26 protein-coding genes and 1 tRNA gene are annotated in these 23,179 nt (G+C 61.8%); 15 read left to right on the plus strand and 12 right to left on the minus strand.

Going from position 1 to position 23,179, the window contains the following annotated elements; all coding sequences use genetic code 11:
• Nucleotides 1-11: 11 nt before the first annotated feature.
• Nucleotides 12-206: a hypothetical protein gene (locus PVZ78_RS15950; RefSeq protein ID WP_009048087.1), complete on the plus strand. Its 195-nt coding sequence runs from the start codon at nt 12-14 to the stop codon at nt 204-206.
• A 6-nt stretch (nt 207-212) separates the two neighbouring features.
• On the opposite strand, the gene PVZ78_RS15955 is transcribed toward PVZ78_RS15950, so the two are convergent.
• Nucleotides 213-446 (minus strand): hypothetical protein, encoded by a 234-nt coding sequence (locus tag PVZ78_RS15955; protein ID WP_273828942.1) that lies wholly within the window; start codon nt 444-446, stop codon nt 213-215.
• 270 nt (nt 447-716) lie between these two features.
• On the opposite strand from PVZ78_RS15955, the gene PVZ78_RS15960 reads away from it, so the two are divergent.
• Both PVZ78_RS15960 and PVZ78_RS15965 read left to right on the plus strand, forming a co-directional pair.
• Nucleotides 717-792 (plus strand) — tRNA-Asn (locus tag PVZ78_RS15960).
• A gap of 562 nt (nt 793-1,354) precedes the next feature.
• Nucleotides 1,355-2,512 carry an MFS transporter gene (locus PVZ78_RS15965; RefSeq protein ID WP_273828943.1) on the plus strand — a complete coding sequence of 386 codons (1,158 nt, stop codon included), beginning with the start codon at nt 1,355-1,357 and terminating at the stop codon, nt 2,510-2,512.
• Nucleotides 2,513-2,567: 55 nt separating this feature from the next.
• Here PVZ78_RS15965 and PVZ78_RS15970 read toward each other — a convergent pair whose 3' ends face one another.
• Nucleotides 2,568-4,106 carry a nucleobase:cation symporter-2 family protein gene (locus tag PVZ78_RS15970; protein ID WP_273828944.1) on the minus strand — a complete coding sequence of 513 codons (1,539 nt, stop codon included), beginning with the start codon at nt 4,104-4,106 and terminating at the stop codon, nt 2,568-2,570.
• Nucleotides 4,107-4,345: 239 nt separating this feature from the next.
• Between PVZ78_RS15970 and PVZ78_RS15975 the strand changes: the two genes are divergently transcribed.
• Together PVZ78_RS15975 and PVZ78_RS15980 are read left to right on the plus strand one after the other, a co-directional pair.
• Nucleotides 4,346-4,765: a hypothetical protein gene (locus PVZ78_RS15975; protein WP_041988511.1), complete on the plus strand. Its 420-nt coding sequence runs from the start codon at nt 4,346-4,348 to the stop codon at nt 4,763-4,765.
• 61 nt (nt 4,766-4,826) lie between these two features.
• A complete protein-coding gene (locus tag PVZ78_RS15980) occupies nt 4,827-5,249 on the plus strand; it encodes a DUF4952 domain-containing protein (RefSeq protein ID WP_009048082.1) in 423 nt (140 codons plus the stop codon).
• Between the two features lie 12 nt (nt 5,250-5,261).
• Here PVZ78_RS15980 and PVZ78_RS15985 read toward each other — a convergent pair whose 3' ends face one another.
• Entirely contained in the window at nt 5,262-6,098 is an 837-nt protein-coding gene (locus tag PVZ78_RS15985) for an arylamine N-acetyltransferase family protein (RefSeq protein WP_101282064.1), read from the minus strand.
• A 187-nt stretch (nt 6,099-6,285) separates the two neighbouring features.
• Here PVZ78_RS15985 and PVZ78_RS15990 point away from each other — a divergent pair, with 187 nt between their 5' ends.
• Nucleotides 6,286-6,876: a GNAT family N-acetyltransferase gene (locus PVZ78_RS15990; protein WP_016704926.1), complete on the plus strand. Its 591-nt coding sequence runs from the start codon at nt 6,286-6,288 to the stop codon at nt 6,874-6,876.
• 3 nt (nt 6,877-6,879) lie between these two features.
• Here PVZ78_RS15990 and PVZ78_RS15995 read toward each other — a convergent pair whose 3' ends face one another.
• A complete protein-coding gene (locus tag PVZ78_RS15995) occupies nt 6,880-8,442 on the minus strand; it encodes a sensor domain-containing diguanylate cyclase (protein WP_009048079.1) in 1,563 nt (520 codons plus the stop codon).
• 250 nt (nt 8,443-8,692) lie between these two features.
• Between PVZ78_RS15995 and PVZ78_RS16000 the strand changes: the two genes are divergently transcribed.
• Entirely contained in the window at nt 8,693-9,181 is a 489-nt protein-coding gene (locus PVZ78_RS16000; protein WP_038631255.1) for a hypothetical protein, read from the plus strand.
• 52 nt (nt 9,182-9,233) lie between these two features.
• Here the strand turns inward: PVZ78_RS16000 and PVZ78_RS16005 are convergent, their stop codons facing one another.
• A complete protein-coding gene (locus PVZ78_RS16005) occupies nt 9,234-10,088 on the minus strand; it encodes a LysR substrate-binding domain-containing protein (protein ID WP_273828945.1) in 855 nt (284 codons plus the stop codon).
• Nucleotides 10,089-10,182: 94 nt separating this feature from the next.
• Here PVZ78_RS16005 and PVZ78_RS16010 point away from each other — a divergent pair, with 94 nt between their 5' ends.
• The 3 genes from PVZ78_RS16010 to tal all read left to right on the plus strand — a co-directional run bounded on the left by PVZ78_RS16010 (nt 10,183) and on the right by tal (nt 13,164).
• Nucleotides 10,183-10,821, plus strand: a complete 639-nt coding sequence (locus tag PVZ78_RS16010; RefSeq protein ID WP_028682984.1) for an FMN-dependent NADH-azoreductase — start codon at nt 10,183-10,185, stop codon at nt 10,819-10,821.
• 225 nt (nt 10,822-11,046) lie between these two features.
• The gene (gene dusA / locus PVZ78_RS16015) at nt 11,047-12,048 is read left to right on the plus strand and encodes a tRNA dihydrouridine(20/20a) synthase DusA (RefSeq protein ID WP_080768798.1); all 1,002 of its coding nucleotides are present in this window, start codon (nt 11,047-11,049) and stop codon (nt 12,046-12,048) included.
• 189 nt (nt 12,049-12,237) lie between these two features.
• Complete coding sequence (gene tal / locus PVZ78_RS16020; RefSeq protein WP_009047986.1) at nt 12,238-13,164, plus strand: transaldolase; 927 nt, start codon at nt 12,238-12,240, stop codon at nt 13,162-13,164.
• A gap of 74 nt (nt 13,165-13,238) precedes the next feature.
• Here tal and rssC read toward each other — a convergent pair whose 3' ends face one another.
• On the minus strand, nt 13,239-13,721 hold the full coding sequence (rssC, locus tag PVZ78_RS16025) for an anti-sigma factor antagonist RssC (RefSeq protein ID WP_007926970.1): 483 nt from the start codon (nt 13,719-13,721) through the stop codon (nt 13,239-13,241).
• Entirely contained in the window at nt 13,721-14,902 is a 1,182-nt protein-coding gene (rssB, locus tag PVZ78_RS16030; RefSeq protein ID WP_007926968.1) for a two-component system response regulator RssB, read from the minus strand. Before rssB ends, rssC begins: the two co-directional genes overlap by 1 nt.
• A 277-nt stretch (nt 14,903-15,179) precedes the next feature.
• Here rssB and PVZ78_RS16035 point away from each other — a divergent pair, with 277 nt between their 5' ends.
• Nucleotides 15,180-15,479, plus strand: coding sequence for a PilZ domain-containing protein (locus PVZ78_RS16035; RefSeq protein ID WP_016704930.1), 300 nt, complete (start codon nt 15,180-15,182; stop codon nt 15,477-15,479).
• Nucleotides 15,480-15,539: 60 nt separating this feature from the next.
• Here the strand turns inward: PVZ78_RS16035 and PVZ78_RS16040 are convergent, their stop codons facing one another.
• Complete coding sequence (locus PVZ78_RS16040; RefSeq protein ID WP_009047984.1) at nt 15,540-16,223, minus strand: MlaA family lipoprotein; 684 nt, start codon at nt 16,221-16,223, stop codon at nt 15,540-15,542.
• Between the two features lie 202 nt (nt 16,224-16,425).
• Here PVZ78_RS16040 and PVZ78_RS16045 point away from each other — a divergent pair, with 202 nt between their 5' ends.
• Nucleotides 16,426-17,046 carry a hypothetical protein gene (locus PVZ78_RS16045; protein WP_009047983.1) on the plus strand — a complete coding sequence of 207 codons (621 nt, stop codon included), beginning with the start codon at nt 16,426-16,428 and terminating at the stop codon, nt 17,044-17,046.
• A gap of 113 nt (nt 17,047-17,159) precedes the next feature.
• Nucleotides 17,160-17,423, plus strand: a complete 264-nt coding sequence (locus PVZ78_RS16050) for a DUF4404 family protein (protein ID WP_007926964.1) — start codon at nt 17,160-17,162, stop codon at nt 17,421-17,423.
• A gap of 48 nt (nt 17,424-17,471) precedes the next feature.
• On the opposite strand, the gene queF is transcribed toward PVZ78_RS16050, so the two are convergent.
• Both queF and copI read right to left on the minus strand, forming a co-directional pair.
• Entirely contained in the window at nt 17,472-18,302 is an 831-nt protein-coding gene (gene queF, locus PVZ78_RS16055; protein ID WP_016704931.1) for an NADPH-dependent 7-cyano-7-deazaguanine reductase QueF, read from the minus strand.
• A 68-nt stretch (nt 18,303-18,370) separates the two neighbouring features.
• A complete protein-coding gene (gene copI / locus PVZ78_RS16060; protein ID WP_009047981.1) occupies nt 18,371-18,925 on the minus strand; it encodes a copper-resistant cuproprotein CopI in 555 nt (184 codons plus the stop codon).
• 155 nt (nt 18,926-19,080) lie between these two features.
• On the opposite strand from copI, the gene PVZ78_RS16065 reads away from it, so the two are divergent.
• Together PVZ78_RS16065 and PVZ78_RS16070 are read left to right on the plus strand one after the other, a co-directional pair.
• Nucleotides 19,081-19,761 (plus strand): heavy metal response regulator transcription factor, encoded by a 681-nt coding sequence (locus PVZ78_RS16065; protein ID WP_007926961.1) that lies wholly within the window; start codon nt 19,081-19,083, stop codon nt 19,759-19,761.
• Nucleotides 19,761-21,122: a heavy metal sensor histidine kinase gene (locus PVZ78_RS16070; protein WP_016704933.1), complete on the plus strand. Its 1,362-nt coding sequence runs from the start codon at nt 19,761-19,763 to the stop codon at nt 21,120-21,122. Before PVZ78_RS16065 ends, PVZ78_RS16070 begins: the two co-directional genes overlap by 1 nt.
• Before the next feature lie 62 nt (nt 21,123-21,184).
• Here the strand turns inward: PVZ78_RS16070 and PVZ78_RS16075 are convergent, their stop codons facing one another.
• Both PVZ78_RS16075 and lolD read right to left on the minus strand, forming a co-directional pair.
• Complete coding sequence (locus tag PVZ78_RS16075; protein WP_009047979.1) at nt 21,185-22,429, minus strand: lipoprotein-releasing ABC transporter permease subunit; 1,245 nt, start codon at nt 22,427-22,429, stop codon at nt 21,185-21,187.
• A gap of 64 nt (nt 22,430-22,493) precedes the next feature.
• Nucleotides 22,494-23,177, minus strand: a complete 684-nt coding sequence (gene lolD, locus PVZ78_RS16080; protein ID WP_164485193.1) for a lipoprotein-releasing ABC transporter ATP-binding protein LolD — start codon at nt 23,175-23,177, stop codon at nt 22,494-22,496.
• Nucleotides 23,178-23,179 lie beyond the last annotated feature (2 nt).

Below are 23,179 nucleotides of genomic sequence, written 5' to 3' on the forward strand. Positions count from 1 at the left end.
CGAGAATCCCCATGAGACACGACGACCTGCGAGCCGACCGCGACGAACTGGACCACTTCCCCCGCCCGCAGAAACGCGAAAAGAACCTGGTCCTGCAAATTGCCCTGGGGGTATTTCTCGGCGGCCTGGCGCTGTGGCTGGTGCAACTGGCCGCCACCTCGCTGGCCGCGAAGTTCATGCTGGGCACCTTTACCTTCGGCGGTTAAGAGCGCTCAACCGGCCAGTTCAACGCTGCGCTGGCTGGCGGCATCATCGAACGCCACATACAGCGACTCGGCGACCTGGCCCTTGATGGCCTTGGTGCTTTCCAGCCCCAGGACAAAACCCTCGGCCTTGCCACCTGCACGGCTCAATTCAGCGGCCGATCCGGCCTGGATAATGGCGTCCCACAGTTTCATGGCCTGGGGACCGACGCCTTTGGGCAGGCTGATTTGCTCGATGCTCATAGGGCCTCCCCAGACAGAGGCGACAGGGCAAGCACTACGGCGGGTAAAAACTTGAACAGGGTCATGAGCGTTACCTTTTCGGCGAGAAGCCGGGAGCGCGTGAAACCACTGCCGGGGCGCCATGGTAGACCTGTGCCGCGGTTCCGGTAACCGCCAACGGGCAAATAGCCGCGGATTGGCGTCGTGACCAGGACCAAACAAGCCCACCCAAGCCAAACTTTGTTTTTGGATGCTTGACTTCTCCTTTTTAATCAGTAAGATACGCCGCATTCCGCGATAGCTCAGTTGGTAGAGCAAGTGACTGTTAATCACTGGGTCCCTGGTTCGAGTCCAGGTCGTGGAGCCATATTCCTACACTGATTAGCCAGCAATACTTCCAGGAGCGCCCTGCTCCTACGGCGAATCAGCTCAGCGTCACCCTCCCCCAAGATCGATTCACCGCATGCCAGATCGGCATGCGGATAGGTGTTTGCGCTGCGCCCGATTCCGGCCTGTCTCCGATTGCCTGACGCCAGCGCCTGAAGTAGGCTGTGCCCCTTCTCACGCCAGCCGTCACGACTCATGTTTTTTCCCGCACAGTCCCATCACAGTTTTCTCTCGATGAGCCCATCGCAGACCTTCGCGATGTCGCAATCCGACTGCGCGATCAATCGACGCCGCCGCAGCGTGCTGTTCGCCTTCACCTTCTCCCCTCACGCCTGACGCCACCGTTGCGTCCGAACCCGGCGCGGAGCTGATGCCGCAGCGGCCCTTGCCCGCCGCGTACCGATCCATCCGCCGCTTTGCACCGCAGACTCCCGGCCCGGCCTACGCCTGCGTAAGTCGAACCGGAACCCTGCCCGAACCAAAGCGCCGCGCCACCGCAAACCGTCTTTGAGCGCCCGACTCGTCGGGCGCAGGTGTCTTCCATGAACAAAACCCTGTTGGCCGCGCTGATCCTCGGCATCTCGATTGTCGGCCTGAGCATCGGCTCCACCGTGCCGGTCATTGCCTTGCGCCTGTACCAGGCCGGCGCCTCGAACACCCAGATCGGCATCATGTCGGCCCTTCCCGCCGCCGGCATGATGCTGTCGGCGTTCCTGGTGAACGGCCTGTGCCAGAGACTCAGCCGCCGGCAGATCTACCTGCTGTGTTTCAGTCTGTGCGCCCTCAGCATCGGCGCCCTGGAAATCCCCGGGATCAGCCTCACCAGCCTGGGGCTGGCGCGGATCGTCATGGGCTTCGGCGCCGGGCTGATCATCATCCTGGGGGAAACCTGGGTCAACGAGATGGCCACGGACACCGTGCGCGGGCGGGTGATCGCGGTCTACACCACCTGCTTCACGGTGTTCCAAATGATTGGCCCGGGCCTGGTGGCCCTGCTCGGCACCGAAGGTCCAGCAGTGATCGCCAGCGTCAGCGCGGGTTACCTGCTGGCCATTGCGGTGATCTGGCTGACCCTGCCACGCCAGCGCCCTGTCGCCGCCCACGCCGAGAACAAGAGTTTCTCGGTACTGGGCTTTATCCGAGTGGCGCCGGCGCTGTGCGTGGGCATCCTGTTCTTCGCCTTCTTCGATACGGTGGTTCTCTCGCTGTTTCCGGTCTACGCCGCAACTCACGGCTACGCCATCAAACTCGCGGCGCTGATGGTCAGCATCATTCTGCTGGGGGATGCGGCGTTCCAGTTTCCCCTGGGCTGGCTGTCGGACAAGGCCGGACGCGCCGCCATCTACCTGGGCTGCGGCGTGGTGTCGTTGGTGATCGGCCTGGGGCTGCCGTTGCTGATGAACTACCCGACGCTGCTCTGGCCGAGCCTGGTGATACTCGGCGCGGCGGCTGGCGGGGTGTATACCCTGGCGATCATCCTGATCGGCCAGGAATTCAGCGGCCCCGACCTGGTCACGGCCAACGCCAGCGCGGGGTTGTTGTGGGGTATCGGCAGCCTGCTGGGGCCGCTGCTCAGCGGCGCCGCCATGAGCGGTAGCGCCCACGGCCTGCCCTTGGCGCTATCAGCGGCCGCCGCAGTGGTGGTGCTGTTCGCCTTGTCGCTGGTCCGGCAAGGGCTGCCGGACCGGGTCGCGGAGTAACCGGCCGCCAGGCCTGGACTGATTGCGGCCAGCCTGGCGACTCGATCAACCGGCCCTAGACCTTGCTGGCTTGGGCCGCGCCCGAGGCATGGGCCGAGGACTGATGAGCAGCCGCAGAGTGCTCGCCATGGGAGGTATCCAGCACCGGGATCTCATTACCCTCGGCATCGTGCAGCTTGCCGCCGCTGAAATAATCGCCTTCACGCAGCGCCGCCAGGTCCTGGTAACGCAGGGTGCGCTCGGACGCCACGGCGAACACCGACTGCTGATCCGAGTTGCCCAGGGTGAAGTGGTTGAACGTCAGGTTCAGCGCGATGGCCATGATCGCCGACGAGCTGATGCCGGAATGGAAGATGGTGGCGAACCAGCTTGGGAAATGGTCGTAGAAATTCGGCGCAGCGATGGGAATCATGCCGAAGCCAATCGAGGTGGCGACGATGATCAGGTTGACGTTGTTGCGGTAGTCGACCTTGGACAGGGTCCGGATACCGCTGGCCGCCACGGTGCCGAACAGCACGATACCGGCACCGCCAAGCACCGAGGTCGGCACCGCGGCAATCACCCGCCCCATGAACGGCAGCAGGCCGAGGATCACCAGGAACACCCCGCCGGTGGCCACCACATAACGGCTCTTGATCCCGGTCACCGCCACCAGCCCGACATTCTGGGCGAAGGCGCTCTGGGTAAAGGAACCGAAGATCGGCGCGATCATGCTCGACAGCATGTCGGCGCGCAGGCCATTGCCCAGACGCTTGGAGTCAACCTTGGTGTCGATGATCTCACCCACCGCGAGGATGTCGGCCGAGGTCTCCACCAGGGTCACCATGACCACGATGCACATCGACAGGATGGCGGCGAAATGAAAGGTCGGCATGCCGAAATGAAACGGCGTCGGGAAGCCGAACATCGGCCCCTGGGTGACCATGGAGAAATCGGCCATGCCCAGGAACACCGCGATAATCGTCCCCACCACCATGGCCAGCAGGATCGACAGCCGCGAGATGGTCGCGCTGCCGATCTTGCTCAGCAGCAATACCAACACCAGGGTGATTGCTGCCAGGCCGATATTGGCCATGCTGCCGAAGTTTTCCGCATGGCTGTTACCACCCATGGCCCAGCGCGCGGCCACCGGCATCAAGGTCAGGCCGATGGTGGTGATCACGATGCCCGTGACCAGCGGCGGAAAGAACTTGGTGATGCGTGAAAACACCGGAGTGATCAGCAGACCGATCAGCGAGGCGGTGATCACCGCCCCGAGAATCGACTGGAAGCCCCCTTCGCCACCGCTGCTGACAATCGCCACCATGGTCGCCACGCCCGAGAAGGACACGCCCTGGACCAGCGGCAACTGACAACCGAAAAACGGCAGGCCGAGGGTCTGCAGGAGTGTCGCCAGGCCGCCGGCAAACAACGACGCCGCGATCAGCAGACCGATGTCCGCCGGGGCCAGGCCAGCAGCCTGGCCGACGATCAAAGGCACCGCAACGATACCGCCGTACATGGTCAGAACATGTTGCAGGCCGTAAGCCATATTCGCGCCAAGACCGAGGTTTTCATCTTCAGGCCGTTGCGGTGAAACAGAGGGCGTTTTCATGGTTGGGGGGTTCCCTGGTTTTTGTTATGGGGCACACTGTATTCAACAGTAGAGACAAATGTCTATAGAGTTGTATACACTTTATTCGACACAGCCCAACCTCATAAAACCGCGATACCCGATAACCCGCCCCCGCCTTTCACCTGCCGAACACTGCGTCAGACACCCTGATAGAATCCCCCGCCTCCAAAGGGCGCCTACCCAGGCAACGCCCTTCGTCTACGCATGGAAGCGCTTGAATGAATCATCTATGGCAAACCTTTATCCTCGCCTATGGCAGCTTCCGCACGGTCGTGGCCTTACAGGGTTTTGTCCTGGCCATGTACAGCGCCAGCTTCACCGACAGCCTATGGCAAGGGTTCTGGGCTGGCTTGGGGACCTTTGCCCTGTTCGTCGCCGGCGGCGCGATATTCGGCTTTCTGCCCATGGCGCTGGTGTTTACCCCGCTGTACGCCCTGCTCTGCGCCAAGGGCCTGGCCAATTGGCTCAGCAGCCTGCTGCTGGGATTGACGATTGCCGGAGTGCTCTGCCTTCACCCAGCCTTGCGTTTGCTGATGCCGCTCTGGCTGCTGGACAGTGCATTGATTGCGCTGCTGACTCACTGGACGTATCGCCGGCAGCTGAAGGATGGTGATGAGCAGATGCCTTTATGGCGCTGACCCTGAGCTGCCCGGGGGCCTTGCTCAGCAAAAGACTGCTCAGCCTGGAAGGAATCGCCACATGAACAGATGCCTCTCGATCCTGATCAGCCCTGCATTGTTGATACTGGCGTCCAGCGCCCAGGCCGCGCCGGTCTGCGGCGATTTCCTGGTACAAATCGGCAACAAACCCACCTATATCGAGTTCCTCGAATGTCACGCCGAACCCGAGTTGCAAACCAAGCCGCTGCGCGCCACCTATCGCCTGGCAGGGCGTGATGCCCAGGCTGCCGAACGCTACCTGGGCGAGCAGTTCCGGATGCCGCCCCTGCGGCGCTCCTGTTGTGTCTGGGATGCGCCGCCTGGCTTCTACCGCGACCCGCGCAACCAGTTGGGCTACAGCGTATTCATGGGGTCGGCGGAAACCTTCGTCGATCGCCGCGAAGCCTGGGGGGATATCGACTATTTCTATCTGACTATCGACCTCGACACCGAGGAACCCTGAAGCCCGGACCGATCAGGCCGGTTGCGGCAGCGCGAGCAATTCGCCAAGGACCTCTCGCAGCCGCGGATGTTGCGGAACCCGAATGGCGAACTCGTTCTGCAACAGGGCAATCAACTCGTCGGGGTCGGTGATCTGCCGCCGCTCGCTGTCCTGGCCCAGGCGATGCACGGCGTAGCTGCCGTTATTCAGGGTCCGGCGCAGGCCTTCACCCATCAGCGCGACTTTCAGCTGACCGAGAAACGGCGAGTTCTTGTGGGTCGAGACGAACCAGTTACCCATTTCGTAATCCACGGCTTCCTGCCGCTGCAGATCGAATACATACATCGCCCGCCACTCGCCGGCGACCTTGGCGCGCAGGGTGTAGCTGCCATCACGCTGGGTGATGCGATAGGGCTCGTGGGGCGTGGCCTGCTCGTCCTCGGTATCGAGCAGCAGCGGCGCGGTGGGCACCATGCCGCCAAAGCCGACATCCGAAACATAACGCACGCCGTCCAGGGTCAGCAGCACCAGGCGGTGAGCGCGCGCGGACCAGGCATCTTCCGGCCCGCCCATCACCACCCGCCCGGTAATGCCGCGCGCCTCGTAGCCCAGGTGCTGCAACAGCACCTGGTACATCTGGTTGAGTTCGTAGCAGTAACCGCCACGGCCCTCATGCAGGACCTTGTGCTCCACCGAAGCCAGGTCGATCGGCACCGGCACGCGCAACAGGGTCGACAGGCTTTCAAAAGCGAAGGTGCTGGTGTGGCGCAACTGCAGCTCGCGCAAGGTCGCCAGGGTCGGTGGCGGTGCACTGTCATAGCCGAGCCGTTGCAGGTAAAGCGCGAAGTTCATCAGGTGGGGCTGACTCATGGGGTTGTCCTTATGCATGAGGTGTCGCATATCGGCGCTATGTATAAGCCATTAATGCCCCGAACCGACAATTGATTTGGCCAATATCCCTGCTCGAAACAGCCCATTAATGGACCTTGCCAAGGCTTGGGCGTGTGCCTGTAATAGGCGGCCGAAGCCCCCTCCATCACTGCCGGAAAAACCTGTCATGGAAACACTGGAAGGCCCGCGAATCCTCCTGCGACCGCTGCAACTCTCCGACGCCGACGCCCTGGTCAAGGCCGCCGAGGATGGCCAGTTGTGGAACCTGCCGTTCACCGTGGTGCCGTCCAGCGAGACTGTGAACGATTACTTGCAGATTGCCCTCGGCGGCCGCGATGCTGGCACAGTCCAGCCCTTCGCCACCGTCCTCAAGGCCAGCAACGAGGTGATCGGCTGCACCCGCTTCTGGAAGATCGACCGCAAGAACCGCAAGCTGGAAATCGGCAGCACCTGGATCGCCACGCGCTGGCAGAAAACCTTCGTCAACACCGAAGCCAAGTACCTGATGCTGCGCCATGCCTTCGAGGTGCTCGGCTGTGTGCGAGTGCAATTCACCACCGACGAAATCAATGAGAAATCGCGCAACGCCATCCTGCGCCTGGGAGCCAAGCAGGAAGGCATCGTGCGTCATGAACGGATCATGCCCGATGGGCGCAAGCGCAACTCGGTGCGCTTCAGCATCATCGACGATGAGTGGCCACAAGTGAGGCAACAGCTCGAACGCAAGCTGGGCTACCCGGATCAGGACCAAGCCTGACTGTCAGCGGTCCGAGCGCGCCAACGGCTGGTTGACGCTCTCGATCGCCACCTGATTGCGCCCGGATTTCTTGGCCTGATACAGCGCGGCATCGGCGTGTTCGAGGAACGCCTCGATGCTGTCGCGCCCGCTCGGCACGAAGCAGTAGCACCCCAGGCTGAGAGTGACCCGGCCAAAGGGCGAGCCGGTGTGCGGGATGTGTTTTTCCATGACGCTGCGACGAATCTGCTCGGCCATGGCGAGGGCGCCCGGCATCTCGGTGTCAGGCAACAGCACCACGAATTCCTCCCCGCCATAACGCACCACCAGGTCGGCCTTGCGCTGACAGCAATCCCTCAGCACCTGCGCCACCTCGGCCAGGCACTGGTCTCCGGCGACATGGCCGTAGGTGTCGTTGTAGCGCTTGAAAAAATCGATATCGAGCATGATCAGGCTCAGCGGGCTCGCCTGCCGCCCTCCACGCCCGAACTCGGTCTCCAGCGCCCGCTCGAGCAGCCGGCGATTGGCCAGGCCGGTCAGGCTGTCATGGGTCGCGATCACCTCCAGCGCCGCCTGCGCGGCCCGCAGGTCCGCCTCGATGCGTTCGCCGTTGCGCAGCTGATGCACGAACACCCAGCCGAACAGGCCGATGCCCAGCACCACCAGGGCGACAATGGCGCTGGACTGGTAGGCGCTGGCATACCAGTCCTTGAGGACCGCATCCTTCGAGCTGGCCGCGCCTACCACCAGCGGGTAGGCCTCCAGCTGGCGATAGCCGTAGAGCCGCATCTTTTTGTCGACCAGCGAACGAATCATCGCAGTGCCCGAGGGCGCCTCGGGCAAGTACTTGCTGAAAATCTCCCCGCGCGCCAGGGACGCACCGATCTGCCGCTCCTCCAGCGGGCGCCGCGCCAGCAAGGTGCCATCGGACAGGGCGAGGAACATGGTGCCGCTGTCATCGATATCGAAGCTTTTGAAGAACTGGTCGAAATAGGCCAGCCTGATGCCGGCCAGCAATACGCCCTCGAAATTGCCCTGCCTGTCGTTCAGCCGCCGTGTCAGCGGAATGATCCACTCACCGTTTTCCCGGCTGCGGATCGCCGGCCCGACATGAGCCAGCAAGGAAGTGTTCTGCTGATGAAAGCGGAAGTAGTCCCGATTGGCCACGCCTTCGCCGCGGGGCAAGCGATCGAACGAGGTGACCACCCATTGCCCCGTCCGGTCGAACAGGAACAGCCCATGCATCTGTTTGAGCGCCTGCGCCCTCTGCGCAAAGATCTTCTGCAGGAAAGGCTTCTGCGCCGGGCCATAACCGTCCTTCTGAATCCAGTCGGCCAGGCTGGCCAGCACCAGGTCGGCCTCGATGAAGGTGTCCTCGGCCTGTTGCGCCATGGCCCGGGTCAGGTTCGACGAGGCGACCTGCGCCCGCGCCATATCGTAGTGATAGGACTGCGCCAGCTGCAGATAAAGCAGGCCGCACAGGCACAGGCAAACCATCGAAATGAATACCACCGCGGCCTTGAGCAGCGGCAGCCGCTTCAAGGTTCGATCGGAAGAATGGTGAGGATCGTGAATCGGGATAGGCAAAGCATCATCCTGGCAAGGTAAGGCATGCGATGCAGCCGGGCTGGCCAATCCTAAGAGGTAATAGCGGACAATTCAGGGTGGCACCGTCTGAAAATGTAGAGCATTTTTCTGATGCCCATCAGGGATATATAAAAAACACCTCGTCACAATACAAGCATCGGCAGATGGTCATGAATCGCTGGTCACCGTCCGCCAAGGTAAAGTACCTTCCGAGACTACACTTACCCTCACATCACGATAGGAAATCGGAATGAGTAAGGTCGATGAACTCGCCGCAAGGCTGAAACAAAAACAGGACAGCTGGGCCAAGGAGGACATCTCGGCAGACAAGGCCATCGAGCTGTGGCCTGCACAGGTCTATGAGATGTACCACCAGGTCGAGACCTGGCTGACACCCTTGTCAGAGGTCGGCCTGAATATCCGGCGCGTCCCCACTCGCGTGTTCGAGAGCCACTCCTCTGGCGCCACCTTCAACTATGCCATCGATCAACTGCTGATCGAGGGCAACCATAAAAGCATCCTCCTCGACCCCATCGCCCGCTTCACCACCGGTGGCGCCGGGCGTGTCGAAATCCATGGCAAAGGCCCGGAGCGCTACATGCTGCGCAGCGGTAGCGAGCATGGCGAGGGGCACTGGCTGATCCAGACGGTTCCAGGTCCCGGTAAAACCAGGCCGGACCCGCTCGAACTCAATGAAGACACCCTGCTGTCGGTGATCCAGGAAGGTCTGGATCTCTGACCTTCGCTCAAGCGACTGCCCCTTCGGGCAGTCGCGCCGCTGAGGCCGACGGCTAGACCCGCCGCGCCGCACAATAGGCCACGATCACCTGGGACAACGCAGCCACTATGCCCTGATCGGCATCTTTGGCCGTGAACAACCGAAACTCCGCATCGGGCAATGCCGGCAAGCCATGCTCGACCCCTAACACCGCAAGCCCCTGCCCCACCTGACTCGTAGCTATCGGCGCCACCGCAAACCCGGACAGGGCGGCCGTGCGCAACGCCGCGTTGCTGGGGCAAAGCATTGCCGTACGCTGGGCGATTCCCGCTTGCGCCAGACGCTGCAGGGCCACCGCCCGATAAGGGCATGGCTCGGGAAACAGCGCCAGCGGCAAGGGTGTCGGCAAGCGCCCGACCAGGTACGCGGAACTGGCCCATACCAGCGGTTCCTGCCACAGCAGCAGGCCCGACTCACGGGTTTCACACAGCGAACCGATGACCACCTCAAGACCGCCCTGCTGCATGCGCTCCAGCAGCGTGCCGGGAATATTCACTTGTATATCGATTTCCATGCCCGGGTACTGCGCCGCGAACTCCTGCAAAAGGCGCAGCAGGCGGGGCTCGACAAAGTCCTCGGACATGCCTATCCGCACCCGGCCGTGAAACGGCGAACGCGTCAGCTCGGCCCAGGCATCGCGGTTCAAGGCGAGGATGGCGCGGGCATAGGCCATCAGGCGCTCGCCATCGGCGGTCAAATGCTGGGAACGCGTGGTACGGGTCAGCAACGGCTTGCCAACCTGCTCTTCCAGGCGCCGCAGATGCCCGCTGACCGCCGACTGCGTCAGGTGCAGCCGCTCGGCGGCACGGCTGAAGCCTTCCTCGTCCACCACCGTCACAAAAGTCTTGAGCAACAGAACATCGAACATATAGAGATACGTGATCAATCAGCCATTTATTTACGATTTATATTCCGCCAAGCGCTATGTTGCAATGCCGGCATTCCTCCTCCGAGATGCCGTCATGACCCGCCTGTTGCATATCCAATGCTCCCCCCGCAAAGAGCGCTCCGCCTCGCAACAAATCGCCCGCGGTTTTATCGACCGCTACCAGACCCACCATCCCCACACCGAAGTCAGCACCCTGGACCTGTGGAGCCTGGACCTGCCGGAGTTCGACCAGCACGCCATGGACGCCAAATACGCCGGCCTGCAAGGCATAGCCCTGTCCCCCGACCAGCAAGACGCCTGGAGTACCCTCGAAACCCTCGCCGCCCACCTGCACAACGCCGACCTGCTGGTACTTTCCGTACCCCTGTGGAACTACAGCATTCCCTACAAGCTCAAGCACTTCATCGACCTGGTCACGCAGAAAGACATCCTCTTCAGCTTCACCGCCGAACACGGCCTGCGCGGCCTGCTGCACAACAAAACCGCGGTCGTCGCCTACGCCCGCGGCCTCGACTTCTCGCCGCAATCCGACACACCAGCAGAGCGCTTCGACTTCCAGAAGCCCTACGTCGAGGCCTGGCTGAAGTTCGTCGGAGTTACCCAGGTGCACGCGTTGATCGTGGAAAAGACCATCCTGGGGTATGAGGTGGATCAGGCGGCGCGACAAGAGGCCGGGAATCGCGCCAGGGAGTTGGCAGATTGCTTCAAGTGATTCAAATGCAGCGAAAATTCGCCTAACCAAGCAGCTATCGGACCAAACAAAAAAGCGGGCAACCTTAAGGCTGCCCGCTTTTTATTACCCTGCTGCTATTCATACAACCGACCGGAACATAAGAAACGAAGACCATTCATCCTCCTGATACACGCGCCCTCCCAACCCCGGAACGCCATTCCTGATAAACTTCCCCTCCTTCGCCTCACCCATCCAGATTGCCCAATGCTCTTATCTCCTGCTCCAACTGCTTCGCCAGTCCTTTCTCGCCGCTTCTCTGTGGCGCCGATGATGGATTGGACTGACCGCCATTGCCGCTTCTTCCTGCGCCTGCTGTCCAAGCACGCCCTGCTCTACACCGAGATGGTCACCACCGGTGCGTTGCTCAATGGCGATCATGAGCGTTTTCTGCGTCATGACGAGTCCGAGCATCCCCTGGCGTTGCAGTTGGGTGGCAGTACGCCGGCGGATCTGGCGGCTTGTGCGCGGATGGCGCAGGAGCATGGTTACGACGAGGTGAACCTCAACGTCGGCTGCCCGAGCGATCGGGTGCAGAACAATATGATCGGTGCCTGTCTGATGGGGCATCCGGGGTTGGTGGCCGATTGCGTGAAGGCGATGCGCGATGCGGTGAGCATTCCGGTGACGGTCAAGCATCGGATCGGCATCAATGGCCGCGACAGTTATGAAGAGTTGTGCGACTTCGTCGGCCAGGTGCGCGAGGCCGGCTGCACCAGCTTTACCGTGCATGCGCGGATCGCGATTCTTGAAGGACTATCGCCGAAGGAAAACCGTGACATTCCTCCGCTGCGTTATGACGTGGCGGCACGACTGAAGGCGGACTTCCCCGAGCTGGAGATCATCCTCAACGGCGGCATCAAGACCCTGGAAGCCTGCCATGAGCACTTGCAGACTTTCGACGGGGTGATGCTGGGCCGCGAGGCTTATCACAATCCTTACCTGCTGGCGGAGGTGGATCAACAGTTGTTCGCCAGCACGGCGCCGGTGATTTCCCGGGCCGAAGCGCTGGCACAGTTGCGGCCCTATATCGCCAGGCACCTGGCCACAGGTGGCGCCATGCACCACATCACTCGCCATGTACTGGGGCTGGGCACCGGTTTTCCGGGGGCGCGCAAGTTCCGCCAACTGCTCTCGGTGGACATCCACAAGGCCAAGGATCCGCTGGCGCTGCTGGATCAGGCGGGGCAGTTGCTCGAAGGTCGCTAACGGTCGCGCGGGTTGAACCTGACGGGTGTTTTGGCATCGTAGTAAACGGATAGCGCCCCAGCATTCAAACACCTGTTTTTCAGGTTGTTGCCCTTGGGGCTTGTTTAGGCCTCCGCTTACCTCTTCACGCCCTTGAGCGGCTGTCAGCGCTCGGGTAATGTCAACAGACCCACAGGACAGAGCACACTCATGACTTCCAAGCTGGAACAACTCAAGCAGTTCACCACCGTGGTTGCCGACACCGGCGACTTCGACGCTATCGCCCGGGTCAAACCGGTAGACGCCACCACCAACCCTTCCCTACTGCTCAAGGCCGCGGCCATTCCGGGTTACGCCGAGCTGCTGAATGCCTGCGTCAGCGACGTCAAGGGCGATGTCGGCCTGGCCAGCGACCGCTTTGGCGTCGCGGTGGGTAAAGAAATCCTCAAACTGATCCCGGGCCGTATTTCCACCGAAGTGGATGCACGCCTGTCGTTCGACACCGACGCCATGCTCAAGCGCGCCCATCGCCTGATCGAGCTGTACGACAAGGCTGGCATCGGCCGTGATCGTGTACTGATCAAGATCGCCTCCACCTGGGAAGGCATCCGCGCTGCCGAGCAACTGGAACGCGAAGGCATCCAGACCAACCTGACCCTGCTGTTCTCCTTCGCCCAGGCGATCGCCTGCGCCGAGGCCGGCGTGTTCCTGATCTCGCCGTTCGTGGGCCGTATCTACGACTGGTACAAAAAGGCCAGCGGCAACGACTACACCGGCGCCGACGATCCGGGCGTGCAATCGGTGACCCGCATCTACAACTACTACAAGGCCAATGACTACAAGACCGTGGTCATGGGTGCAAGCTTCCGTAACCTGAACCAGATCGAGCAACTGGCCGGCTGCGACCGCCTGACCATCAGCCCCGACCTGATCGAGAAGCTGGCCGCCGATACCGGCAAGCTGGAGCGCAAACTGACGCCGGGCCATGCTGGCGAAGCCCGCCAGAGCCTGAACGAAGCGCAGTTCCGCTGGGCCTCCAATGAAGACGCGATGGCTACCGAGAAACTGGCCGAAGGTATTCGTCAGTTCGCCCGCGACCAGGAAAAACTCGAGGCACTGCTGGCCGCCAAGCTCTGATCGAGCGAGCGCCAACGCAAAAGGGCGAACCCTCGTGGGTTCGCCCTTTTTTATGCGCTGCCGCTTTTATCGGATCAGTTACGTTCCAGGGCATTCACCAGATCGTGGAACGCCTCGCGGTTGGAGTCGTTCAAGCCCATGAGGATCTTGTGCGCTTCCAGCACCTTGAGCCGCACCACCTCTTCCGACTGGTCCTGGGATGGCAGGTCGGTCAGGCATTCCGGGCATGGGATCGGACGGTCAACGATGTTGAACACCTGATCGAAGCCCATGGACTGCAGCAGCCGAGTGATGTCTTCGTGGGTGGTGACGACGGTCGGCAACAGGCCGACCTTTTGCCGCGACAGGATCGACAGCTTGGCCAGCAGGCCCAGGGTGGTGCTGTCGATGCTACGGGTTTCGGTCAGGTCGATCACGATCGCCGAGAAATTCAGCGCCGTGAAGATCCGCTCAATAGTCGCATCCAGCGCCGAACACAGGGTCAGGCGCACTTCACCGATAAACTTCAGGACAAAGGTGCCGTCCTGCTCGGCGAACTGGATTCTACCGGTACTCATTAAAGATTCCTGCTCAACACCAACAGGGCGATATCATCCGGCATCTCCCCTAGCGTGGCCAATCCAAAAACTTGCCGCAGACCATCCAGGCTGCCGCCTGCCGTTCTCACCCGTTCAGGTAAGGCGGCCTCTTTCTCTTTGAGTGTGGGTTCCGGCAAAAGGTCCAGAATGCCATCAGACATCAGCGTCAAGCTGAAGCTCGGAGGCAGTTCCAGAATGTGATCTTCATAGGTGGCTTCATTGAACAAGCCTACCGGCAGACCGCGCCCTTCCAGGTAACGCACACTGTCTGGCGTGTACAACACAGGCAATGGCAGGTGTCCGCCAATGCTATAGGTCAACAAGCCCGTCTCCTCGTCGATGACGCCACCGACCATTGTCACGTGTTTGCCCAGCTTACAGCTGATCAGACCACGGTTGATATGGCCAAGAACTTCCGACGGCTTGAATTCCGGCAAAGTGCCATTGCGCTTGGACTCGAACAGCAAGCGCGTGGTCATGAACTTGAGCAGCACCGTGACAAAGGCCGATGACGCGCCATGTCCGGAAACATCCGCCAGGTAAAAGGCTACGCGGCGCTCGTCGACACGAAAGTAATCGACGAAATCACCGGACAGGTACAACGACGGGATGATCTGGTGCGCGAACTTGAACTCATCGATGGTCCAGGGGCTCACCGGCAGCATGTTCATCTGCACCTGGCGCCCGGCGTTCTGATCTTCCTGCAACAGGCTCAGGCTGGCTTCGAGCTCACGGTTGGCGGCTTCCAGCTTCTCCCGGTAGCGCTGGTTTTCCAGCAGCAGGCGCGCACGATCCAGTGCCCGGCGCACCGAGTGCTCCAGCACCGCGAGGTCTTCAAGCGGCTTGATCAGATAGTCCGCTGCGCCCAGGCGCAGGGCCTCGACGGCATCGTTCATCACACCGGCACCGGAAACCACGATGACCGGGGTTTGCGGCTCGATGTCGGTTACCTGACGGATTAGTTCGAGGCCGCCCATCTGCGGCATGCGCAGATCGCAGATCACCAAGTCGGGCTTTTCCTGCTCGAACACCTGAAGTCCCTGCTGGCCGTTACTGGCCTGCAGGACGCTGAAGCCACTGTCTTCCAAATAGGCCGCGAGGCTCGCGCGCACTACTTCGTCGTCATCGATTATCAGCAGCGTGGCACTGGTTTTTGGCATGTGGGCAAACGGCGCCAGAATTAGGTTGGCGTAGGTGGCTGGGCACGAGGCCTGGACACACACTACTGGATTCGCTTTCTAGCCACTCTGGAAACGGAGCCAGGGCCCGTAGCCCTGCACGCTCGACCATCAGAGGTGCCCTTCTAAGGCGCAGACGGTACTCCCATCCGCGGGGCGTTTCAAGCTCATGCCGATGGTCGCTGGACGTCTTTACACCTCAAATCACCGGGAGTTATAAGAACAGACAAATCCGCAACTTAAACGCAGGATGGAGCCTATGAGCCCAAACGATCGTGACTACAGTGAAAAGCGCGATTACATCCGCATGCGGGTGGATGCAGAGGTCACGCTGATCCATCAGGGCCAGGTGATTCCAGCCGTCTGTATCGACCTTTCCAGCAGTGGCATGCAGGTCCGGGCACCACGCTCATTCAAGGTTGGCGACCAGCTCAGCGTGCGTATCGATTCCGACCATGCTGCCCTCAGGGGACTGGAAGCGGACACCGAAGTGGTCTGGGTCACCGAACTGGAAGGCAACGGCCAGAAACTTGGCCTTACAATCCTGAAGATGAACTGATTCTGAAACCCATGAAAAAAGGCGGCCTCGAGGCCGCCTTTTTCATGACTGGGTCAAAGCTTAAAAATCGTCTTCGACCTTGCCGTCCTTGACCTTGAACTCGCGGTTCTGCAGGTAGGCATTGCGAATGAAGGTGTACTTGTCGCCACTGATCAGCTTCTCGCTCGACAGCAGACTGGCGCGAGTGTCGACGACCTCCAGGGCAAACACGCTGTTACGCACCGGCACGTCGTTCACATAACGGTAACCGTCGGTAAAGCTGTCCACATACTTGGCCGGCGCGTCGCGCAGGGTGCTCGGACCGAAGAACGGCAGCATCACGTAAGGACCGCTGCCGACCCCCCAGTAACCCAGGGTCTGGCCGAAGTCTTCATCGTTACGCTGCAAACCCATCTTGGTGCTCACATCGAAAAAGCCCGCTACGCCGATGGTGGTGTTCATCAACAGCCGCGCAGTGTCGACGGCAGCGGCATGGGGCTTGGCCTGCAGGATATCGTTGGCCAGGTTGCCGACATCACCGATGTTACGGAAGAAGTTGTGAATGCCGTCTTCGAGAAATTGCGGCGTTACGGCCTGATAACCTTTTGCCAAGGGTTTCAGCGCATAGGTATCGATGGTGTCGTTGAAGGTGAAGATCGGGCGGTTGATGCTTTCCCACGGATCGTCTTCCGCAGCGTGGGCCAAAACCGGCACCAGCAGCATGCCGGCACACATAAGCTGAGCGAGACGATTGCTCCAGCGCATAGCAGAAACTCCTTGGATTGTACTGTCGCGGGCGCTATGCCCTGGCGGTAAGCGCGCTAGTATAAGTCGGATATATCCATTTATGCAGCACTGGCGCAGCGCTTAGCCCTCTCCCCCCTCGTTTGCATGGCCTGTTCACGGGGCTGTCACCCAACGGTCATCTGCCGTCGATACGCTTGCAAGGTATTTCAGGGACGTCACGATGCCTCACGCCGAAGCCTTGCCTGTATCCGCCCCCACCTTGACCGCCGTGCTCTTTGGCCTCAGCGGTTGCCTGGTGGATTTCGGCGCGCGGATGCGCCTGCACAGCGCCGATCACCCGGTCCTGGAACAGGCCCACGCCACCCACGGCGCCCTGGACATCCTGCACAGCCTGCAACAACAAGGCGTACCTTGCGCCTGGCTCGACGAATTGCCCGACAGTCTCAGCCAGCGCCTGGCGAGTTCACTACCCGACTGGGTCATCGCCTCCCCCAACACAGGCTCCCGCTGGCCTGCTCCCGATGCCTGCTGGCAGGCGCTGATGGCCCTGAATGCCAGCCGGCTGGACGGCTGCGTGCTGGTCAGCGGCGAACCGCGCCTGCTGCAATCGGGCCTCAACGCCGGCCTGTGGACCATCGGCCTGGCGTCCTGCGGTTCGCTCTGTGGCATGAGCCCGGCGCAATGGCAGGCGCTGAGTCAGCAGGAACGCGAGCTCAAGCGTGGCAAGGCGACCCTGCATCTATTCAGCCTCGGCGTGCACTCGGTGATCGACCATCTGGGAGAGCTGCCGACCTGCCTCGCCGACATCGGCCAGCGTCGCCTGAAGGGTGAAAAACCCTGACTTGATCAAGATCATGCACATTGCCCGCGAGTGGATTACGCTAAGGTTCAGACATGGACCTTTAGCGAATCGGCGCGGTCCATGGCTGTGCCTATCAATGAAGGGAGAACGCCATGCCTGCCCGCGAACTGCAAGAACAGCTCAATACCCTGCGCGAGCAATTGGAGCAGAACCCACCGCTTTCGGAAGCAGAACGCGCCAATCTGCAGGAATTGATGCAACAGATCGAGCTCGAGCTCAAACTGGAAAACGCCACCCAGGACACCAGCCTGGCCGACGGGGTCAACCTCGCCGTCGAACGCTTCGAGCTTGAGCACCCCGCCATTGCCGGCACCTTGCGCAACATCGTGCAAACCCTCGGCAACATGGGGATTTAACCCCCTTACAAACAAAAAAAGCCCCGCTACCAGAGCGGGGCTTTTTCATTACTGGCGAACCAGTCGGAAGTTGGCGAAACTCGCGGTTTCGGTGCTGCGATACGGGTTGATGTCCAGGCCGCCACGACGCACATAACGCGCATACACCGTGAGCTTCTCCGGCTGCAGCAAACGCTGCAGGTCGAGGAAAATCCGCTCCACGCATTGCTCATGGAAGTCCGAGTGCTGGCGGAAGCTCACCAGGTAGGCCAGCAGGCTGGCGTGGTCCAGCGCCGGGCCACGGTACTCCACCACCACGCTGCCCCAGTCCGGCTGGCTGGTGACCGGGCAATTGGATTTGAGCAGATGACTGTGCACGCTCTCCTCGACAATCCGCGACCTGTCGCACTGCAGCAGCTCCGGACGTGGATGTTCATAGCTGCTGACGTTGATATCCAGCTCGTCGATGCAGGTCCCCGGCAAGGCCACCACACCTTCCGCCTCCACTTCGCCCAGGCTGCGGATCCGCACGCCCACCGGCTTGCCGGCCGCCGCCGAGAGGTCGGCACGCAAGGTTTCTTCCAGGCTCTGGCGATCCGCGAAAGGGGTCTGGTTCAGCGAGTTGAGGTACAGCTTGAACGACTTCGACTCGATGATGTTCGGTGAGTCCGCCGGAATGCTGAACTCGGCGATGGCCACCACCGGCTTGCCGGAAGGCAGCAGCCAGGACAGCTCGAAGCAGTTCCAGAAGTCCACGCCTTTATAAGGCAGGGTGTCGGCGCTCAGGCCCAGCTCGGCCCATTTCGCCGCCCGCGGGATCGGGAACAGCAAGGACGGTGTGTAGGTGGAGACGTATTCACTGGACTTGCCCAGCGGCGAATGTTCGGCTGCGGGATGCATGGCGGAAACCTGACTGAAGAATCAGGCGATTCTATCAGTCTTTGCCTCCGCCTTTGAGCCCCAGGCGCTTACTGGCTGACGGTCAGCTTGCCGACCATGCCCGCCTGATAGTGCCCCGGGATATTGCAGGCGAACTCCAGGCTGCCGGCCTTGCTGAAGGTCCAGGTCAGCTCAGCGGTCTTGCCCGGCTCCACCAGCACGCTGTTCGGATCGTCGTGCTTCATGCCGGGCATCGCGCCATGCCCCATGGCGGCGTGATCCATGGCCCCGGCGGGCATACTCTTCATCGCGGTAGGTGTCAGCATGCCGCTCTGCTGCATCTTCAGCATTTCCTGCTGGTGCTCGGCATGCATGGCCGCGGTACCGAGATTGAGCTCATGCAGCAACTGGCCCTTGTTGATCAAGACGAAACGCACGGTCTCGCCAGCCTTGATGTCCAGGCTCTTGGGGGTGTAGGACATGTCGTTCATGACCACTTCCACCGTACGCGTGGCCTTGGCCGCCGAGGCCGCCTGACCGAAATCGTAGGTCTGCGCCGGCGATGCCCAGGCCGGCGCACCCAATGCCAGCAAACACGCGGCCAGCGTCAACGAACGAGGTAAAACACTCTTGGGTAAAAACATAGTCGTACTCCAATAAGATGAGGTTCAGCGTGTGTGAAACTCTAAGGCCGCACCGCTGCCAGCTGGCTGACTGCTAAATTACAACTTTGTCAGCTTGTGCCATGCGGCCGTTGCCCACGGTATAAAGCCCGCGTTCCATTTGCCATGAGTCGCCCATGAAATTGCTGATCGTCGAAGACCAACCGAAAACCGGCCACTACCTGCGCCAGGGCCTGAGCGAGGCCGGCTTCAATGCCGAGCTGGTGGCCGATGGCACCACCGGCCAACACCTGGCGCTGACCGGCGACTATTCCCTGTTGATTCTCGACGTGATGCTGCCGGGCCGCGATGGCTGGCAGATCCTGCAAGCCGTGCGCGGCGCCGGGCTGGAGATACCGGTACTGTTCCTGACCGCGCGCGATGCGGTGGAAGACCGGGTTCACGGCCTGGAGCTGGGCGCCGACGATTACCTGGTCAAGCCTTTCGCCTTCTCCGAACTGCTGGCCCGGGTTCGCAGCCTGCTGCGCCGCGGCAGCTCCACGCCCCAGGAAACCACCCTGCAACTGGCGGACCTGCGCCTGGACCTGATTCGCCGACGGGTCGAACGCAACGGCCAACGCATCGACCTCACCGCCAAGGAGTTCTCGCTGCTGGAAATGCTCCTGCGGCGCCAGGGCGAAGTGCTGCCCAAGACGCTGATCGCCTCTCAGGTCTGGGACATGAACTTCGACAGCGACACCAATGTCATCGAAGTGGCGATCCGCCGCCTGCGCCTGAAGATCGATGACGATTACCCCAACAAGCTGATCCACACCGTGCGCGGCATGGGCTACGTGCTCGAAGAGCGCCAGGCCTGATGCGCCGCTTGACCCTGAGTGGGCGCCTGGCCCTGTTGTTCGCCGGCTGCACCGCGGTGGTTTCGCTGCTCGCCGGGGTGCTGTTCAGCCGCGCCAGCGAGGCGCACTTCATCGAACTCGACCAGCAACTGCTGGAAGGCAAGCTGATCGCCATGCGCAGTGCGCTGCAGGGCGCCGCCGACCCGCAACGCTTTGCCGAACGCAAGGCGCAGTTGCAGGATGAACTCAGCCATCAACCGGACCTGACGCTGCGGGTCACAGGCGCGGATGGCGCCGTCTGGTTCGACAGCGCCAAGGGGTTGCCGGCCACTGCGGCCCAGCCGACCGGACTGCACAGTCTGCAACACGACGGTACCGCCTACCGCATCTACAGTGCAGCCCTGGAGCCCGGCCAGGCCGGCTCGCCAGAGCTGACCCTGATGCTCGATATCACCCACCACCAGCACTTCCTGCAACGCATGCAGCACCTGATCTGGCTGACCGTCGGCCTTTCGGCACTGGCCACTGCGCTGCTCGGGGCCTGGGCGGCGCGCAGCGGCCTGCGTCCGTTACGGCGGATGAGCGAGGTCGCCGCGGGTGTTTCAGCCAGCTCGCTGACCCAGCGCTTGCCGGAGCAGCAGATGCCCGGCGAACTGGCCGAACTGGCCCAGGCCTTCAATGCCATGCTCGGGCGCCTGGACGACTCCTTCCAGCGTCTCTCCGCGTTCTCGGCGGACATCGCCCATGAACTGCGCACCCCACTGTCGAACCTGCTGACCCACACCCAGGTCACCCTCACCCGCCCACGGGCGCTGGAAGACTATCGCGAAGCGCTGCACAGCAACCTCGAAGAGCTGCAGTGGATGGCCCAACTGGTCAACGACATGCTCTACCTGGCCAAGGCCGACCATGGCCTGCTGACGCCAAAGCGCGAAGCACTGGAGCTGGGTGACGAAACCGACATGCTGCTGGAGTTCTATTCGCCGCTGGCCGAAGACGCCGGCATCGCCCTGGGGCGCGAAGGCAGTGCGAAGATCCAGGGCGACCGCAGCATGTTGCGTCGCGCCCTTTCCAACCTGCTGGACAACGCCCTGCGCTTCACCCCGGCTGGCGGCGAAGTGCGGGTGCGGCTTGGCGAGACCGCCAAGGGTTCATTCCTGCGGGTGGAAAACACCGGCGAAGGTATTCCGCCTGAACGCTTGCCACGACTGTTCGACCGATTCTACCGCGCCGACCCGGCGCGCCATGAAGGCAGCAGTGAACATGCAGGCTTGGGGCTGGCCATCACTCAATCGATCATCCGCGCCCATGGCGGGCAGATTCGTTGCGAATCGGCGCAGGGCCGGACGAGCTTTGTGATTGAGTTGCCGAGGCAGGACTAGCGCAGGGGTTGCGAGCAAGCTCCCCGGAGGAGCGAGCTTGCTCGCGATGGCGGTCCTGGATCTTACGAGTAACGCAACGCCGTCGCCGGCTCGACCTTGGCCGCGCGCCAGGCCGGATACAGGGTCGCCAGGAAGCTCAGGACAAAACCCGCGGTGCAGATCAGGGCCACATCGCCGCCCTGCAGCTCGGAAGGCAGGTTGCTGACGAAGTACACGTCGGAACTGAAGATGTGCTGGCCGCTGACCCGTTCCAGCCAACCCACCAGCGCACTGACGTTCAACGCCGCGATCACTCCCAGCACGCCACCGATCAAGGTGCCGACGATACCGATCACCGTACCCTGGACCATGAAGATCGCCATGATCTGCCGTGGCGTGGCGCCGATGGTGCGCAGGATCGCGATGTCCGCGCCCTTGTCGTTCACCACCATGATCAGCGTGGCGATGATGTTGAACGCGGCCACGGCGACGATCATCAGCAGCAACAGGCCGATCATGGTCTTTTCCATCTTCATCGCGCTGAACAGGCTGCCCTGGGTGTGGGTCCAGTCATCGGCCTTGAAGCCAGCGCCCAGGCTGGCCGCGATGTCGCTGGAAACCTTGGGCGCGGCGTACAGGTCCTTGACCGCCAGGCGCACGCTCTGCACCTGGTTCGGCTGCCAATGCTGCATCTCGGCGGCATCGGCCACATGGATCAAGCCCATGGAACCGTCGAGTTCGGCCCCGACCTTGAACACCCCGACCACGTTCAAACGCTGCATGCGCGGGGTGATGCCGCCCGGCGCAGAGCTGATTTCCGGCACGATCAGGGTCAGCTTGTCGCCGACATTCAGGCGGAAGCGGCGTGCCGTGATCTCACCGATCACCACCCCGAACTCGCCCGGTTTCAAGGCATCCAGACGGCCCTGCACGATGTGCTGGGCAACGATGGAGACCTTGCCTTCCTGGGCCGGGTCGATGCCGCTGATCTGAATCGGCTGCATCGAGCCCTTGTAGGAGAGCATGCCCTCCATCTCGGTGAACGGCACCGCGGCCGTCACCTCGGGATTTTTCATCGCCGCGGCGGCCACCGGCTGCCAGTCGTCGATCGGCTTGACGCCGACGATGGTGGCGTGGGGCACCATGCCGAGGATGCGCGAGCTCATTTCGCGCTGGAAACCGTTCATCACCGACAACACCACGATCATCGCCAGCACGCCCAGGGCGAGGCCGATCATCGAGGTCATGGAGATGAAGGAAACAAAGCGATTGCGGCGCTTGGCGCGGGTATAGCGCGTGCCGATAAAGATCGATAACGGTCTGAACATTCGCTGGGGCACCGTATGGAAATTAAAGACCCGGCGCCTGTTTCAGGCGCCGGGTTGCAGCCAGTCAGATGGGCGTCAGGCAACCTTCCTGCAGGTGCAGGACGCGATCCATCTGGCGAGCCAGGTTCATGTCGTGGGTCACCACCAGGAACGCGGTACGCATCGAGGTGCTGAGTTCCAGCATCAAGTCCTGAATGCCTTGCGCGGTGTGGGAATCGAGGTTGCCGGTCGGCTCGTCGAGCATCACCAGCCCTGGCTTGTTGACCAGGGCGCGAGCGATGGCCACACGCTGGCGTTCGCCACCAGACAGCTCGGCCGGCTTGTGCTCCAGGCGATGGGCCAGCCCGACCCGCTCCAGCAAGGCCGTGGCCCGCTGACGGGCTTCCGGGATCGCGGTCTTGCCGATCAGCAGCGGCATGCAGACGTTTTCCAGGGCGGTGAATTCCGGCAGCAGGTGGTGGAACTGGTAGACGAAACCGAGGGAGCGGTTGCGCAACAGGCCGCGGCCCTTCTCGCTCAGTGCCGAAAGCTCTTCACCGTCGAGCCAGACGCTGCCCTTGGTTGGCGTGTCGAGGCCGCCCAGCAGGTTGAGCAAGGTACTTTTGCCCGAACCGGAGGTACCGACGATCGCCACCCGTTCGCCCGGGTGCAACTCCAGTTGCAGGCCGGACAACACCACCACCGACTCCGGACCTTCCTCGTAGGACTTGCCCAGGTCGCGGCAGCTCAGAATTGCTTTTTCACTCATGC

It is taken from the genome of Pseudomonas sp. SBT1-2, from assembly GCF_028640875.1.
Lineage (GTDB): Bacteria > Pseudomonadota > Gammaproteobacteria > Pseudomonadales > Pseudomonadaceae > Aquipseudomonas > Aquipseudomonas chlororaphis_I.